This window comes from Tranquillimonas rosea, from assembly GCF_900111315.1.
In the GTDB taxonomy this organism is placed as follows: domain Bacteria; phylum Pseudomonadota; class Alphaproteobacteria; order Rhodobacterales; family Rhodobacteraceae; genus Tranquillimonas; species Tranquillimonas rosea.
On record NZ_FOGU01000004.1, the window covers coordinates 275,697 to 290,751 of the forward strand.

The following is a 15,055-nucleotide window of genomic DNA, read 5'->3' on the forward strand; positions in this document are numbered from 1 at the left end:
CCAGCGAACAAAAAAAGGCCCGCGACCGGCGGCCGCGGGCCTTGTCGGCCATGTGTCCGCCGCTCAGGCGGCCTGCGACTCGGGCTCCTTCGCTCCGGTCATCAGCGCCACGGCATCGTTCATCGTGTTCGTCTTGGGGTCGATCACGCAAAGCCGCCGGCCCAGCCGGTGCACGTGGATACGGTCGGCCACTTCGAACACGTGGGGCATGTTGTGGCTGATCAGGACGATCGGGATGCCGCGCGAGCGCAGCTGCTTGATGAGGTCGAGCACGCGACGGCTCTCCTTCACGCCGAGCGCTGCGGTCGGCTCGTCGAGGATCACCACCTTGGAGCCGAACGCGGCGGCCCGCGCCACGGCCACGCCCTGCCGCTGGCCACCCGACAGGGTCTCGACCGCCTGGTTGATGCTCTGCACCGTCATCAGGCCCAGTTCGGTCAGCTTCTGGCGGGCGACACGCTCCATTTCCTTGTGGTCGAGCATCCCGAAGTACTTGCCCATGAAGTTCTTCTTCCGGATCTCGCGGCCGACGAACATGTTGTCCGCAATGGACAGCGCCGGCGACAGGGCGAGCGTCTGATAGACCGTCTCGATCCCTGAATCCCGTGCATCCAGCGGCGAGTTGAACCGGATGATCTCGCCGTTCAGCCGCATCTCTCCGTCGTCGATCTGAACGGCGCCCGAGAGCGCCTTGATCAGAGATGACTTGCCGGCCCCGTTGTCCCCGATCACGGCGAGGATCTCGCCTGGATAGAGGTCGAAATCCGCGTTGTTCAGGGCGGTGACGCTGCCGTAGCGCTTGACGATGCCCCGCGCGGTGAGGATGGGCTCCTGGGTCATGCCGACACCTTTCTGATCCATTGGTCGATGGCGACCGCGATGATGATGAGCCAGCCGGTCGCGAACAGCTGCCAGAGCACATCCACCCCGGCGAGCCGAAGGCCCGAATTGAACACGCCGACGATGATCGCCCCGAGAAGCGGCCCGAGGATCGACCCGCGCCCGCCGAACAGGGAGATACCCCCGATCACGACCGCGGTGATGGATTGCAGGTTCGCCTCGAAGAACGACGTGGGCGACACCGACCCGACCCGGCCGATGGACGACCACGCGGCCAGCGCGCAGATGAACCCGCCCACCATATAGACCGACATCAGGATGCGGTTCACCTGGATCCCGGCCAGTTCCGCGGCCTCCTTGTCGTCACCCACGGCATAGACCTTGCGGCCCCAGGCGGTGTGCTGCAGCAGGTACCAGAGCACGGCGAAGATCACGATCATCAGCACCACGCCCCAGGTCAGCACAGCGCCGCCCAGCTCGAACCGCACGCCGAAGAGTTTCAGCAGCGGCGCCTCGGCGTCGAGCGTCTGCGAGCGGATCGTCTCGCGCCCCGAGAAGTAGTAGTTCAGCGCCAGGAAGACGTTCCAGGTGCCCAGCGTGGTGATGAACGGCGGCAGGCGCAGGCGCGTCACGAGCGCGCCGTTCACCGCCCCGGTGGCAAGACCGCAGGCCATGCCTAGCAGGATCGCGATGGGTGTGGGGATTCCGAAATTGACGCTCAGCTGGCCCATGATGACCGAGATCATCACCATCACCGCGGCGACCGACAGGTCGATGCCGGCGGTCAGGATGATCAGGCTCTGGGCCGCCGCAAGCGTGCCGACGATGGCCACCTGCTGCATGATGAGCGACAGGTTGAACGCCGAGAAGAAGTTGTCGGCGATGACGCCGAACACCAGCGTGGACAGCAGCAGGACGATGAACGGAACCATCGTCGGGTAGGAGTGCAAGAACCGCTGCGCCACCGCGACGGGTCCGCGTGAGGTGTATTCGAACTTGGCGACCTCGCCGTCGTCGTCCTGCGGCAGGCCCTCGTCGCCGGTCGTATCAGTCATGTCAGCCTCCTGGCTTTGGCAGAGACGGCGCGCGCGGCGCCGCCTCCGGACAGGTGCGATCGCGGGCGATCAGCCCCAGCAGCGCTCGAGCCCCTCTTCGACCGAAATCGAGGGCACGCCCTCGGCCGGGTCGTCGGTCACCAGGTTCACGCCGGTGTTGAAGAAATCCAGCCCCTCGCTCGGCTCGGGGACGCTGCCGTCCTCGGCGAACTGCGCGATCGCCTCGATCCCTAGCGACGCCATCTGCAGCGGATACTGCTGCGCCGTCGCGCCGATGATGCCCTGCTCGACGTTCTCGACGCCGGGGCAACCGCCATCGATCGAGGTGATCATCACCTGGTCGGCCATGCCGAAGGCGTTCAGCGCCTCGTAGGCGCCGGCGGCGGCGGGTTCGTTGATGGTGTAGACGACGTTGATGTTCGGGTTCACCTGAAGAAGGTTCTCCATCGCCCGGCGGCCACCCTCTTCGTTGCCCTGCGTGGCCTCGTGGCCGACGATGCGGTCGTCGTCCTCGTCGCCCCACTGGTTCTCGTCGGCGGTGTCGATGCCGAAGCCCTCCATGAAGCCCTGGTCACGCAGTACGCCGACCGACGGCTGGCTTTCGTTGAGGTCGAGGAACGCGATCTTCGCATTCTCGGCCTCGTCGCCCAGCTTGGCCTTCGCCCAGGCGCCGATCAGGCGTCCGGCCTCGAAGTTGTCGGTAGCGAATGTCGCGTCGGCGGCGTCCGCGGGTTGCAGCGGCGTGTCGAGTGCGATGACGAGGATGCCCTGGTCACGCGCCTGGCGGACCAGCGGCACGATCGCCTTGGTGTCGGACGCGGTGATCAGGATGCCGTCGACGCCCGAGGCGATGCAGCTTTCCATCGCCTGCTGCTGCGTCTCGTGGTCGCCGTCGACGCGGCCGGCGAAGGTCGAAAGGTCGATGCCCAGCTCTTCGGCCTTGGCAGTGGCGCCTTCCTTCATCTTGACGAAGAAGGGGTTGATGTCGGTCTTGGTAATGAGACAGGCGCTGACCTCGTCGTCCTGCGCCGCCGCCGGCATCGCGGCGAAGGCCCCCAGTGCCGTGGCGCAGGCCAGCGTCGTGCGAAGAATGGCTTTGGTAGTCACGTTAACTCCTCCCGTATTGTGCAAGAAGCAGGCCGCCTTGCCCCGCAGTCGCGTTCCGGCCGCAAGGCGCGGCGGGCCTCCTCTCTTCCAGAACGAAGCCGAAAGCGGGTCGTTCTGTCAATAAATAAATCTCAGTGAATTATTATTGATCGACCTCCCACGCTGACGCATAGTTCCGTCACGGAGGAGATCGTGGTGCAGCACTCGACGGACCCAGACGGACACACGACCGAGGCCATCGTCCGCGGGTCGAACCAGACCGGGATGCGCGCTTACAACGAACGCCTGGTGCTGACGATTCTCCGTGCCGCCGGACCGGAATCGAAGGCCGAGCTGGCCCGGATGACCGGGCTGTCGGCTCAGACCGTCTCGGTCATCATGCGCAAGCTCGAGGGCGAGGGCCTGATCGAGCGGTGCGCGCCCCTGCGCGGCAAGGTCGGCCAGCCCTCGGTCCCGATGCGCCTGGCGCCGCGGGGCGCGATCTCGTTCGGGCTCAAGGTCGGTCGCCGCAGCGTCGAGATGGTGATGATCGACTTCCTGGGGCAGATCCTGGGCCGGGTGCATCGCATCCACGCCTACCCGACACCCGATGCCACCGTCGCCTTCGCCGAAGACGCCCTGCAGCGGCTGCTCGCCTCTCTCGATCCGCCGCTGCGCGCGCGCGCGGCGGGGCTGGGCATCGCGATGCCGTTCAATCTGTGGAGCTGGGCCCGCGCCATCGGCGTGCCCGAAGACGCGATGGCCTCGTGGCGCGACAGCGACGTGCGGTCCGAGATCGCCGCGCGCTGCGACCTCCCGGTCTTTCTTCAGAACGACGCCTCGTCGGCCTGCGGGGCCGAGCTGATCTTCGGCTCCGGCAGGAAGCCACGTGATTTCCTGTATTTCTACATCGGCTTCTTCGTCGGCGGCGGCGTGGTGCTGAACGGCAGCCTCTATACCGGCCCCACGGGCAACGCCGGCGCAGTGGGCTCGATGCTGGTGCCAGACGGCACGGGCGGCTTCGCGCAGCTGATCGACGTGGCGTCGCTGTCGGGGCTCGAGAAAGCCATGCTGCGCGCCGGGATGTCGACGAACGCGCTGTGGCAGTCCCCCGACGGGTGGGAGGCCGACAACCCGGTCGTGTCACGCTGGCTGGACGACGCCGCCGTCGGCCTGGCCCATGCCACGGTCGCCGCCGCCTCGGTCATCGACTTCGACACAGCGCTGATCGACGGGTGGCTGCCGATCGCCGTGCGGGCCCGCCTGATCGAACGGGCGCAAGAGGTTCTGGCGCGGCTCGACACCTCGGGCCTGGCGCCGCCCGAGCTGCGGGCGGGCACCCTCGGCCCGGAGGCGCGGGCGCTCGGTGCGGCGAGCCTGCCGCTGTCCGAGCGCTTCCTGGTCGATCAGAACGCCCTGCTGAAGGCGTCCTGAGCGGCTCAGAACTTGTTGACCGGCAGCTTGAGGTAATGGTGTCCGTCGGCCTCGGCCGCGGGCAGACGTCCGCCACGGAGGTTCACCTGTAGCGCGGCAAGCATCCGGTCCGGCAAGGGCAGCGTCGCGTCCCGTTCTTCGCGCAGGGCGATCCAGTCTTCGCGTCGCGTGCCCTCCTTCACATGCGGGTTGGACGCGCGATGTTCCGCGACGGCCGCCTCCCAGGCCGGCGCGTCGCGCCCGTCGGCGCCGTAATCGTGGCCGACGAACAACCGCGTCTCGGCCGGCAGCGCGAGGATGTCCTCGATCGACCGCCACAGCTGCGCCGCCGTCCCGCCGGGAAAGTCGCAGCGCGCGGTGCCCACGTCGACATGCATCAGCGTGTCATGGACGAACGCCGCGTCGCCGCAGACATAGGTGATCGAGCCCAGCGTGTGCCCAGGCGAGAGCATCACCCGCACATCCATCTCTCCCAGCCGGAACGTCTCGCCATCGGCGAAGAGCCGGTCGAAGTCCCGGTCGGGATCGAAGGCATCGGGCGCGTGATAGATGTCGCGCCACAGGCCCGCGATATCGCGGACCTTTTCGCCGATGGCCGTGGGCGCGCCCAGCCGGTTCTTCAGGCGGGCCGAGGCCATGAAGTGATCGGCGTGGGGGTGTGTGTCGAGGATCCACGCGACCTCCAGCCCCTCGCGCGTCACGAGGTCGAGCACCTGTTCGAGACTCTCCTCGCTGGTGGCATAGCTCTGCGGGTCGAAATTCCAGACCACGTCGATCAGCGCCGCCTGCCTTGTCGCCAGATCGGCGCAGACATACTGGATCGAGCCCGTGTCGGGTTCGTAGATGCCCCACACGTCCGGGCTGTTCGGCCCGGTCGAGGGCGAGTGGCGGATCGGGGCGGTCTTGTCGGTCATCGTGTCGCTCCTTTCAATGTCGGAAAGCCGGCGCCGCGCAGGTGCGATCCCAGCCACAGGCCGATCAGCATCGCGGGCAGAAAGACCAGCGTGCCGGGCGCCATGAGAGGCAGCGCGGTCCAGGCCGGTCCGGGGCAGAAACCCCCGAGGCCCCAGCCGACGCCGAAGATCGCGGCGCCGGTCAGAAGCGGGGCGTCGATCTGGCGTGCGGTCGGCAGCTGGAAATCGACGTGCAGCAGCGGCGCGGACCGCCGCCAGGCCAGGCGATAGCCGGCATAGGTGGTCAGCGCCGCCCCCGCCATGACGAAGGCGAGGCTGGGGTCCCATGTCCCGGCAATGTCGAGAAAGTTCAGGACCTTCGCCGGGTTCGACATGCCCGAGACCACCAATCCCACACCGAACACGAGGCCCGAGAGAAATCCGAACAGAGGGCGCATTGACGTCACCTTTCAGACGATGTGGCGCAGGACGAAGACGGTGAGACCCGCGGCGACCATGAAGGTTGCGACGGCGGCCAGCGACCGGGGCGACAGCCGCGCCAGGCCGCAGACACCGTGGCCGGAGGTGCACCCCGACCCCAGCGCCGTGCCAAGTCCGACCAGCAGGCCGGCCAGCGCCATCGGCGGCAGGGCGCCGGACACCGTCTGCTCGGGCGGCGTGCCCGAGATCAGCCACAGCGCCAACGGCGCGGCGACGAGGCCCGCGACGAAGGCGACGCGCCACCCCCGGTCGCCCGGCGCCCCGCTCATCGGGACGACGGCGCCGATGACGCCGTTCGAGATCCCGGCAATGCCGGCAATCCGGCCGAACAGGACCATGACCATCACGGCGCTGAGGCCGATCAGGATGCCGCCGCCGAGCGAGAGCCAGGGCGTGAATTGCGTGACGGTGGACAGCTCCATCTTCCTCTCCAGACCCCGGCGGGGTTGCACATGCCGCGTTCATGGGGCATATATTAGACGCAACTTAATTAGTCAATGCTAATACAAGGACATCACCCGTGGCGGAGCGGAATATCGAAGCGCTGGAGGAAAAGGCCCATCACGTCGCCGAACGGCTGGGCATGCTGGCCAACCCGCGACGCCTGCTGATCCTTTGCCGGCTGGCCGAGGGCGAAAGCTCGGTCGGCAAGCTGCAGGAGACGCTGGATCTGGGGCAATCGGCGCTGAGCCAGCATCTTGCGAAACTGCGGGCCGCCGGCATGGTGAGCACGCGCCGCTCCGGCCAGACGGTCTATTACCGCATCGAGGACCCCGAGGTCCGGGCGATCATGGCCGCGCTATACGACACGTTCTGCGGCGACGGTTGAACGCTCCTGCGCGGTCGGCACCCTCGCGCGCCGACCGGCAGGCGGTCCGGTCAGATCACGCGGACCTGCGTGCCGACGGGACAGAGCCCGAACAGCTCTTCGATGGCGAAGTTGTAGAGACCGATGCAGCCGTCCGAGGACCGCCGCCCGATCTTGCGCGTGTCGTGGGTGCCGTGGATCAGGTAGGCCGGCCAGCCGAGATACATCGCGTGGGTGCCCAGCGGATTGTCCGGCCCCGGCGGCATGTATTCCCAGCCGAACCGTTCCTTCTGCGACTGCGTCGGCGTCCAGTCCGGCCCGACCTTCTTGCGCACGATCTCGGTATAGCCGCGCTTGGTCAGTTGGTCGGACCGCGGCACCGAGGTGGGATAGATGCGATAGTCAGATCCGTCGGCGTTCCAGAAATGCAGCGCGCGCGAGGTCGTGTCGGCCACGATCGTCGCAACCCCGAGGTTGTCGAAGTGGTCCTGCCAGTCGTGCATCCGGAAGCTCGACGCGTTGCGCCGGTCGTCCTCGGCCGCGCCCGCCAGCGTCGGCACGGCCAGCCCGGCCGCCGCCCCGATCCCAGCCGTCAGCACGTTGCGGCGCGAAAGCCGTCTGCTCATTGCCTGCTCCTTGTGTCGGTCCTGCTCTGTGGCAGGATTTCGTCGGCCGAGCTTAACCCGACCTTAAGGTTTAAAGAAGCGCGTCACGTCGCCTCGCGCCGCAGCACGAGGTCGATCAGGGCCGAACGCCCCGCATGCCCTGCGCCTTCGCGAATGTCGGCCTCGTAGCTGTCGAGCACCTCGATCTCACCATACGGGGCGAAGGCTGCGCGCAGCATCTCCTCGGTATAGAGGTTCTCGACACGGGGCGGACCGCCGGTACCGAACTCCAGCTGTTTCGGCGTGTAGCCGTGCAGCAGTACGTGGCCGCCGGGCCGGGTGGCGTGGATCATGCCCGCGAACATCGCGTCTCGCGGGTCGGGCCCTGCGAACTGGATGAAGACCCCCACGACCGCGTCGAACGCCGCCTCGGGCCACGGATAGCTCTCGGCGTCGGCGACGTGGAAATCGACCGTCACGCCACGCGCCTCGGCAAGGCCGCACGCCTTGGCGATGGCGTTGGCCGACCCGTCCCACGCGGTGACGTCGTGCCCCTGCTCGGCCAGCCACACGGAATTGCGCCCCTCGCCGTCCGCGACCGCGAGGATTCGCGACGGCGCCGCGAAGCGTCCCGCATGGCGACGGAGAAAGGCCGCCGGCTCGGTCCCGAACACGAAGTCCGGACTGGAAAAGCGTGCGTCCCAGTCCATGCCTAGCCGCGGTTCACGGCGACGGGCGCGCCGGTGGCCATCTCGGTGCCGGTATAGGGCAGGCCCGCCTGTTTCCAGGCGCCGAAGCCGCCCTCCATATGCGCCAGCGGCGTGACCCCGGCGTCCAGCGCGGCGGCGGCCACCTTTCCAGACCGGGCGCCCGAGCCGCAATGCAGCACGATGCGCTTGCCGTCCTGGGTCGGCAGCGCGTGCGCGCGGAAGAACGCCATCGGCATCAGGAAGGCGCCGTCGATATGCTCCATCATGTATTCAGGGGGCGTCCGCACGTCGATCAGGACGATTTCGCCGGCGTCGAGCGCGGCCTTGACCGTCTCGGGAGTCCAGTTCTCGACTTCGGCCATGTTGGGCTCCTTGCAAGGTGGTGTCTGTCACGGGGCGAACCTTCGAGGACGCCGCCGCGTTCCGTGTCATTCGGCGGCCGACGCACGATCATCCTCGCCCTTTCCCGTCAGCCGGCACCAGGCATCGTACTGCGCGAGGAACACCTCGCCGTTCAGGTCCTTCAGGAAATGCGTGGTCTTCAGCCGGTCCATCACCGGGCCCTTCACCTCGGACAGGTGCAGGCCGATCCCGACCTCGCGCAGCCGCTGGTTCACCGCCTCGAGGCTTTCGAGCGCGGAATAGTCGATCTCGTTCACCGCCGAGCACATCAGGACGACATGGCGCAGCTCGCGCGTCTCGCTGACCCGGCGCTGGATCAGATCCTCGAGGAAGCGCGCGTTGACGAAATAGAGGCTCTCGTCGACCCGCAGGGTCAGCATGCGCGGGTCGGTGGTCACGTCGTGGCGGTGGATGTTGCGGAAATGATGCGTTCCGGGCACCAGCCCGACCTCGGCGACGTGCGGCTGCGACGTCTTGTAGAGGTGCAGCACGATCGAAAGGATCACACCCGAGGCGACGCCGATCTCGACGCCGAGCGCCAGCGTCAGCGTGATCGTCGCCGCCACCGCCGCGAAGTCCGACCGCGAGTAGCGCCACGTGTTCTTCAGAATCGACAGGTCGATGAGGCTCAGCACCGCCACGATGATCGTCGCCGCCAGCGTCGCCTTCGGCAGGAAATAGACCAGCGGCGTCAGCGCCAGCGCCGCGATCGCCAGCCCGATGGCGGTGAAGGCCCCCGCGGCTGGCGTCTCGGCGCCCGCGTCGAAGTTGACGACGGACCGCGCGAAGCCGCCCGTGACCGGATAGCCGCCGGTGAAGGCGGCGCCGAGGTTGGCGGCGCCGAGACCGATCAGTTCCTGGTCCGGATCGATCCGCTGCCGCTTCTTGGCCGCCAGCGTCTGCGCGACCGAGATCGACTCCACGAAGCCGATGATCGAGATCAGGATCGCCGGCAGCACCAGCTGCCGGAGCAGGTCCGGCGCCAACCCCGGCATCGTCAGCGGCGGCAGGCTCTGAGGCACATCGCCCACGATGGCGACCCCCTGATCGGCCAGCCCGAAACCGAACACCGCCAGCGTGGTGACGACGACCGCGGCGACCGGCCCTGCCTTGGTGGCGATGTCAGCGACCAACGGCCCCGCCCCCAACCGCCGCAGCAACGGCTTCAGGCCCTTGCGAACCCAGAACAGGAACGCGGTCGCCCCGGCACCGATCAGCAGCGTGAGGCCGCTGGTGTCATCCAGATGCGTGGCGAGTTCGCGCACCATCTCGATAAGTGTGTGCCCCCCGGCATCAACCCCAAGCAGGTGCTTGAACTGGCTCGTGGCGATCAGCACGCCCGAGGCGGTGATGAAGCCCGCGATCACCGGGTGGCTGAGGAAGTTGGCGAGGAAGCCCAGCCGCAGCACACCCAGCAGCAGCAGGAACCCGCCCGAGAGCAGCGCCAGCGTCAGCGCCGCCACGGCATAACCCGCCGTTCCCTGCTCGGCCACCTGCCCCACCGCGGACGCCGTCAGCAACGAGACCACCGCCACCGGCCCCACGGCCAGCGCGCGGCTCGTCCCGAAAACGGCGTAGAGCAGGATCGGCACGATCGAGGCATAGAGCCCCGCCTGCGGCGGCAACCCCGCCAAGAGCGCGTAGGCAAGCGATTGCGGGATCAGCATGATCGTCACGATCACCGCCGCGATCAGATCGTTCGTCAGGGCATGCCGGCCGTACCCGCGACCCCAGTCGAGGATCGGCAGATAACGGGCAAGACGTGCGGACATCTGAAACCTTTACTTCGTTCGATCACGGACGGGCGCAGCCGGCCGATCAGGTCCGGCCATCCTTGTCGAGACGGCGGGCGCCTCCGTTCCCGTCATAGCCCGCGGCAGCGGTCCGCGCGAGGATGTCGCCGCCTCCGGGCCGTCATACGCGCGTTCGGCAGGTGCGGATGCCCAGGACAGAATAGGCCGGGCAATTGCCGAGTAGGGACGTCACCAGCAGCACTGCCGCCACGACAAGCAAGAGCCAGTGCAGCTACCCCGCCATCAGCGCCGGCACGGCAAAGGCCAGCGCGACCAACAAGACGGCCACGAGCACTCTCACGCCCCGGTCCACCTTACCCATGTTCACGGTCATCTCTCTCACTCCTCGATGGAGAATTTGCGATGACCTCTTCTCTCACGAGATGGCGTGGCGGGACGGTGACATCGTCACACTGCGCCGGAAGATCTCGCCAGACGCTCCAGCCCCTCGCGGCCCGTCAGGTGGACCTCGCCGCGCGCCTGCTCGATCCAGCCCCGGCGATGGAACTCGGACAGGGTGCGCGAGACGACCTCGCGCGCGGTTCCCAGTTCGCTCGCGAGCATCTGGTGGGTGGCGTGTACGACGCCGCCCGAATCCGCCAGTTCCAGCAGGCGCGCGGCCAGGCGCACGTCCATGCGCTGAAACACGATGTCGTCGATCAGGGTGAAGAGATCGGTGATGCGGCGGGAATAGGCCTTGAACACGAACGCGCGGAACACGGGCGAGCGACCGGCCAGATCGTCGAAGGTTGCGCGGGGGATGGCCACCGCGCGCACGTCGGTCTCGGCGATGCCGTCGGCGGCGTACTCCTCGAAGGCCAGCATGCAGGCGGTGGTCAGAACGCAGCTCTCGCCCGCATGGACGCGGTATAGAAAGACCTCGCGCCCGGTGCTGGAGCGCTGCTGAACCCGGACGGTGCCGTCGAGCAGAAGCAGCAGGTTGTCCGCCGACTGGCCGGGCGCGAATATTTGCGTCCCCGCTGGCACGCTGACGATGTCGCTGCCCTGCACCAGCGCAGCGCGAAGGTCTGGCGGCAGGCGCTTGAGCCCCTCGAACCGATCGATCCAGTTCTCCGTCACCGTGCTCATCGGCCCCGCCCCTATGCGTGCCACCCCGCCTCGTTCGTGATGATAGCCGACGGACGCCCGAAAGGGGACACCGGCGTCAGGCGCCGCGCGGGTCATCTCGCGCGGCGCGGGCCGGCGCCTAGCGCACCAGCAGGATCGGCACCTTGCAGGTCCGGATCATCTCGAGGCTGGTCGAGCCCACGAACAGCGACCGGAGCCGCGAGTGGCCCGAGGCGCCCATCACCATGTGATCGAATCCGGCATCCTCGATGAGCTTGCCGAGCGCCTCTTCGGGCTGACCGGACAGGATCTGCGTCTCGGTCTCGAGCCCCGCTGCAGACAGCATGGCCTTGGCGTCGGCCAGCCCCTTCTTCACGCTCTCGGTCTCGGAGCCTGCCGTCACGACCGTGACCGACAGACCCGCATAGATCCGGCTGCGCGCGACATAGTCGACCGCGCGCATGGCACTGGCGCTGCCGTCATAGGCGACGAGCACACGGTTGATCGAGCGGAAGGCGCGCGAGGCGACGAACAGCGGCTTGCGCGCGACGCGCATCACCCGCTCGAGGTTGGAGCCGAGATGCCCCTTGGCAAAATCGACGGCCTCGCCGCGCTTGCCGATCAGGATCATCTCGGCGCCCGCCTCCTTCTCGGAGATGGCCTCGACGAGATCGCCGTGCCGGAGATGTTCGGTCGCCTTCACCCCGGCCTCGTCGAGCAGCACCTTGGCGTCCTCCAGGATCGCCCGGCCCCGGTGGACGACCAGCTTGGCCCGCTGCTCGTCCAGGCTCGACAATTCCTGCAGGAGCGAACTGCGCGCCCCGAGCGCGATGGAGCCGGACAGGTCCGACCCCGCCCCGCCCTCGCGCCGGCCCAGCACGTGCATCAGCTCGACCGACAGGCCGGTGCGTTCAGCGATCCACGCGGCATGGTCGCAGACGCTTTTCGAATAGGTGGAGCCGTCCACCAGCGCGATGAGTTTCTCGGTCATGGCGTCTCCTCCCTCAATGCGCCATCAGCTTGTCCATCGCACCAGGCTTGTCATGCTCGGCAAGCCTGTCGACGATGGTTTCGGACGCCTCGTTCATGCCGACGATCTCGACCTCTGACCCGTCTCTGCGGAACTTGAGCACGGCCATGTCGAGCGCGGCAACCGAAGAGATGTCCCAGATATGCGCGCGGCTCACGTCGATGACCACGCGGTCGGCCGCTTCCTTGAAGTCGAACGCCGCCATGAAGTCCTCGGCCGAGGCGAAGAAGAGCTGCCCCTCGACGTGGTAGGTGCGCACGCGTCCGTCGTCGGACAGGGTCGAGGTGACGCGGAAGAGCTGTGCGATCTTGGCCGCAAAGAACAGCCCCGACAGCAACACGCCGACGAGCACGCCGATGGCGAGGTTGTGGGTGTAGACCACCACCACGACAGTCGCGAGCATCACCACCGAGGACGACCGGGGATGCGTCCTGAGATCCTTGATCGACGACCACGAGAACGTGCCGATCGACACCATGATCATCACCGCGACGAGCGCCGCCATCGGGATCTGCGCCACCAGGTCACCCAGCACCACCACGAGGAACAGCAGGAACACCCCGGCCGCAAAGCACGACAGCCGCCCACGCCCGCCGGATTTCACGTTGATCATCGACTGGCCGATCATGGCGCAGCCCGCCATGCCGCCGATGAAGCCGGTGGCGGTATTGGCGATGCCCTGGCCGATGCACTCCTGGTTCCGGTCCGAGGGCGTGTCCGTCAGGTCGTCGACGATGTTCTCGGTCATCAGGCTTTCGAGCAGGCCGACCACCGCCACCGCCACCGAATAGGGCAGGATGATCGTCAGCGTCTCGAGGTTCAGCGGAATGTCCGGGATCAGGAAGACCGGCAGCGAGTCGGGCAGCGCGCCCATGTCGCCCACGGTTCGCACCTCCCAGCCCATCAGCGACACGACGGCCGTGAGCACGACGATCGTCACCAGAGGCGACGGCACCGTTCGGGTCAGGTAGGGAAAGAGATAGATGATCCCCAGCGCCACCGCGACCAGCGGATAGGTCAGCCACGGCACGCCCACCAGTTCGGGGATCTGCGCCATGAAGATCAGGATCGCCAGCGCGTTCACGAACCCGGTCATCACCGAGCGCGACACGAACCGCATCAGCTGCCCCAGCCGCGCGAAACCGGCGGCGATCTGCAGCAGACCGGCCAGAACCGTCGTCGCCAGCAGGTATTCCAGCCCGTAATCCCGCACGAGCGTCACCATCAGCACGGCGGTCGCCGCCGTCGCGGCCGAAATCATGCCGGGCCGCCCGCCCGCGATGGCGGTGATCACCGCGATCGAGAACGAGGCATAGAGCCCGACCTTGGGATCGACGCCTGCGATGATCGAGAACGCGATGGCCTCGGGGATCAGCGCCAGGGCCACCACGAGCCCCGACAGAAGGTCGCCACGGATATTGCCGAGCCATTGGGCCCGATAGTCGTTGATTGTCATTGAACTGTTCGTCCCTCTCCGGCCCGCGTCATTTCCAGCGCACCGGCTATCGTCTCAGGTCTTATCGGTTGTCCGGCGGATCGGCGGCCGGAAGAGCCACCCGGGAATCGCACCCGGGTCCTTGCGATCGGCGCTCGGATACTCGGCCCCGCCCCGAACTGCAACGCATCTCCCCGTTCCCGGCATCCCCGCGGACGGCCCGGACCGGGGGTGCCTCGCGATTGCGCGACTTCGTGGGCGGGGTGCACAGACAGACGCCACCGGGACGAGAGCGCAGACGGGCCGCAGGAGGTCAGCGGCGAACGGGACCGACGGATCCGCGCGGTAGGGCGATCACTTGTCGAGCTTCTGCCCGACGAGCCTCGCCAGATCGGCATGGGTCGCCGTCTTCTTGTAGCTCTCCGGTTCGACCCATTCGAGACAATGCTTCATCGTCTCCTCGTCGACGTCGACCGCCAGGTAGTCGGCGATCTCGCAAACGGTGCTGCGAGGATGGAGCAGCAGCTTTTCATAGCTGACGATGAGGGTCGGCAGCCGGTGCCTCTTGAAGAACTCGAAATTGCGCTTGGCCCGGTTGAAGGACATGAAGACGGCACGCTCCGGCGGCCAGTCGTTCCGCCGCTGCATCCCCAGATACACGGCGCCCGCGTCTCGGGTCACGAGGATCAGGCGCGGGTTTCGCAGCAGCGGAAGTATGTCTTCTAAGTATTCGATAGAATGGGGGAATTTCCAGCCCCACACGTCCCTCGCGGAATTGCTCTCTTCGATGTGCCCCGGCATGAGCGGTAGGTTTTCGGGGCCGTAGAAACGACGGTCCTCCAGGTTGTTCCCCACGGTATCGCCAAGATGCACGCCGAGCATGTTGACCACACCTGCAACCGACGTGGTACCGCCGCGCATGACGCCGAAGATGTGCACGGTTTTCTTCGGGTTTTCCCGAGACTCGGGGCTTTCAAAAAAGACCGCGGTCGCCTTCCGCTCCATCACTCGCTGCCTTCAAAGTATAAAACGAAACGATTTCTTGTACTGTTGTGAAGCTGTGCATGCAAGGCGCCGCCAGCCGAGCCGCGCTGGCTTGTCTGGACATCCCGGACTGCCGGCATCGGGGGACAGCCCCACGTTGCTCGGGCCGCGGCTCCGTCGCAGCGCTGCCAACGGGGCATATGAATGCGCACCGGACTGATTCGCGCAAGGCGCGCCTCTCGTATGGCATTGTAAATATGAGGTAAATCGGAACCACCTCGGTCGGCAAGGGCAAAAGCGTGCGCACTGCGACTAAAAGCGTGGACACCTCCGAATACCGGCTCGCAGCGGCGGTTCGAGCCGCCCATAGCCAGAATGCCGACCTGACGAACGGCCATGTGCCGGTTCCAG

16 protein-coding genes, 1 pseudogene and 1 other annotated feature are annotated in these 15,055 nt (G+C 67.1%); of the genes and pseudogenes, 2 read left to right on the plus strand and 15 right to left on the minus strand.

The features are described 5' to 3' along the window. Positions 1 to 63: 63 nt before the first annotated feature. The 3 genes from BMZ25_RS08610 to BMZ25_RS08620 all read right to left on the minus strand — a co-directional run bounded on the left by BMZ25_RS08610 (position 64) and on the right by BMZ25_RS08620 (position 2,936). A complete protein-coding gene (locus BMZ25_RS08610) occupies positions 64 to 840 on the minus strand; it encodes an ATP-binding cassette domain-containing protein (RefSeq protein ID WP_218142525.1) in 777 nt (258 codons plus the stop codon). After that, on the minus strand, positions 837 to 1,895 hold the full coding sequence (locus BMZ25_RS08615) for an ABC transporter permease (protein ID WP_092692027.1): 1,059 nt from the start codon (positions 1,893 to 1,895) through the stop codon (positions 837 to 839). Before BMZ25_RS08615 ends, BMZ25_RS08610 begins: the two co-directional genes overlap by 4 nt. 69 nt (positions 1,896 to 1,964) lie before the next feature. Next, a complete protein-coding gene (locus BMZ25_RS08620) occupies positions 1,965 to 2,936 on the minus strand; it encodes a sugar ABC transporter substrate-binding protein (RefSeq protein ID WP_092692479.1) in 972 nt (323 codons plus the stop codon). A gap of 330 nt (positions 2,937 to 3,266) precedes the next feature. Here BMZ25_RS08620 and BMZ25_RS08625 point away from each other — a divergent pair, with 330 nt between their 5' ends. Next, complete coding sequence (locus tag BMZ25_RS08625; RefSeq protein WP_092692482.1) at positions 3,267 to 4,415, plus strand: ROK family transcriptional regulator; 1,149 nt, start codon at positions 3,267 to 3,269, stop codon at positions 4,413 to 4,415. A gap of 5 nt (positions 4,416 to 4,420) precedes the next feature. Here the strand turns inward: BMZ25_RS08625 and BMZ25_RS08630 are convergent, their stop codons facing one another. From BMZ25_RS08630 to BMZ25_RS08640, 3 genes are read right to left on the minus strand one after another with little or no spacing between them, the layout of a single operon-like run. Next, complete coding sequence (locus BMZ25_RS08630; protein WP_092692032.1) at positions 4,421 to 5,329, minus strand: MBL fold metallo-hydrolase; 909 nt, start codon at positions 5,327 to 5,329, stop codon at positions 4,421 to 4,423. Beyond that, positions 5,326 to 5,766, minus strand: coding sequence for a DUF6691 family protein (locus BMZ25_RS08635; protein ID WP_092692036.1), 441 nt, complete (start codon positions 5,764 to 5,766; stop codon positions 5,326 to 5,328). Before BMZ25_RS08635 ends, BMZ25_RS08630 begins: the two co-directional genes overlap by 4 nt. Before the next feature lie 12 nt (positions 5,767 to 5,778). After that, the gene (locus BMZ25_RS08640; RefSeq protein WP_092692039.1) at positions 5,779 to 6,231 is read right to left on the minus strand and encodes a YeeE/YedE family protein; all 453 of its coding nucleotides are present in this window, start codon (positions 6,229 to 6,231) and stop codon (positions 5,779 to 5,781) included. A 98-nt stretch (positions 6,232 to 6,329) separates the two neighbouring features. On the opposite strand from BMZ25_RS08640, the gene BMZ25_RS08645 reads away from it, so the two are divergent. Then, complete coding sequence (locus BMZ25_RS08645; RefSeq protein WP_235859826.1) at positions 6,330 to 6,638, plus strand: ArsR/SmtB family transcription factor; 309 nt, start codon at positions 6,330 to 6,332, stop codon at positions 6,636 to 6,638. A 50-nt stretch (positions 6,639 to 6,688) separates the two neighbouring features. On the opposite strand, the gene BMZ25_RS08650 is transcribed toward BMZ25_RS08645, so the two are convergent. From BMZ25_RS08650 to BMZ25_RS08690, 9 genes and pseudogenes are all read right to left on the minus strand, one after another. Next, a complete protein-coding gene (locus BMZ25_RS08650; protein ID WP_092692042.1) occupies positions 6,689 to 7,243 on the minus strand; it encodes a L,D-transpeptidase in 555 nt (184 codons plus the stop codon). An 83-nt stretch (positions 7,244 to 7,326) separates the two neighbouring features. Next, complete coding sequence (locus tag BMZ25_RS08655) at positions 7,327 to 7,932, minus strand: class I SAM-dependent methyltransferase (RefSeq protein WP_092692045.1); 606 nt, start codon at positions 7,930 to 7,932, stop codon at positions 7,327 to 7,329. 2 nt (positions 7,933 to 7,934) lie between these two features. Continuing rightward, positions 7,935 to 8,294, minus strand: a complete 360-nt coding sequence (locus tag BMZ25_RS08660) for a rhodanese-like domain-containing protein (RefSeq protein WP_092692049.1) — start codon at positions 8,292 to 8,294, stop codon at positions 7,935 to 7,937. A 66-nt stretch (positions 8,295 to 8,360) separates the two neighbouring features. Next, entirely contained in the window at positions 8,361 to 10,106 is a 1,746-nt protein-coding gene (locus BMZ25_RS08665) for a SulP family inorganic anion transporter (RefSeq protein ID WP_092692055.1), read from the minus strand. Positions 10,107 to 10,248: 142 nt separating this feature from the next. Next, a pseudogene (locus BMZ25_RS08670) lies at positions 10,249 to 10,461 on the minus strand (YgaP-like transmembrane domain). Positions 10,462 to 10,535: 74 nt separating this feature from the next. After that, entirely contained in the window at positions 10,536 to 11,216 is a 681-nt protein-coding gene (locus BMZ25_RS08675; RefSeq protein WP_092692058.1) for a Crp/Fnr family transcriptional regulator, read from the minus strand. Between the two features lie 118 nt (positions 11,217 to 11,334). Continuing rightward, positions 11,335 to 12,186: a universal stress protein gene (locus BMZ25_RS08680; RefSeq protein ID WP_092692060.1), complete on the minus strand. Its 852-nt coding sequence runs from the start codon at positions 12,184 to 12,186 to the stop codon at positions 11,335 to 11,337. Positions 12,187 to 12,199: 13 nt separating this feature from the next. Further along, positions 12,200 to 13,681: a SulP family inorganic anion transporter gene (locus BMZ25_RS08685; protein ID WP_092692063.1), complete on the minus strand. Its 1,482-nt coding sequence runs from the start codon at positions 13,679 to 13,681 to the stop codon at positions 12,200 to 12,202. 66 nt (positions 13,682 to 13,747) lie between these two features. Beyond that, positions 13,748 to 13,805, minus strand: a sequence feature (sul1 is cis-regulatory element that is thought to sense ions involved in sulfur or methionine metabolism; They are found in Alphaproteobacteria). A gap of 209 nt (positions 13,806 to 14,014) precedes the next feature. Then, positions 14,015 to 14,665, minus strand: a complete 651-nt coding sequence (locus tag BMZ25_RS08690; protein WP_092692066.1) for a sulfotransferase family protein — start codon at positions 14,663 to 14,665, stop codon at positions 14,015 to 14,017. Between the last annotated feature and the right edge of the window lie 390 nt (positions 14,666 to 15,055).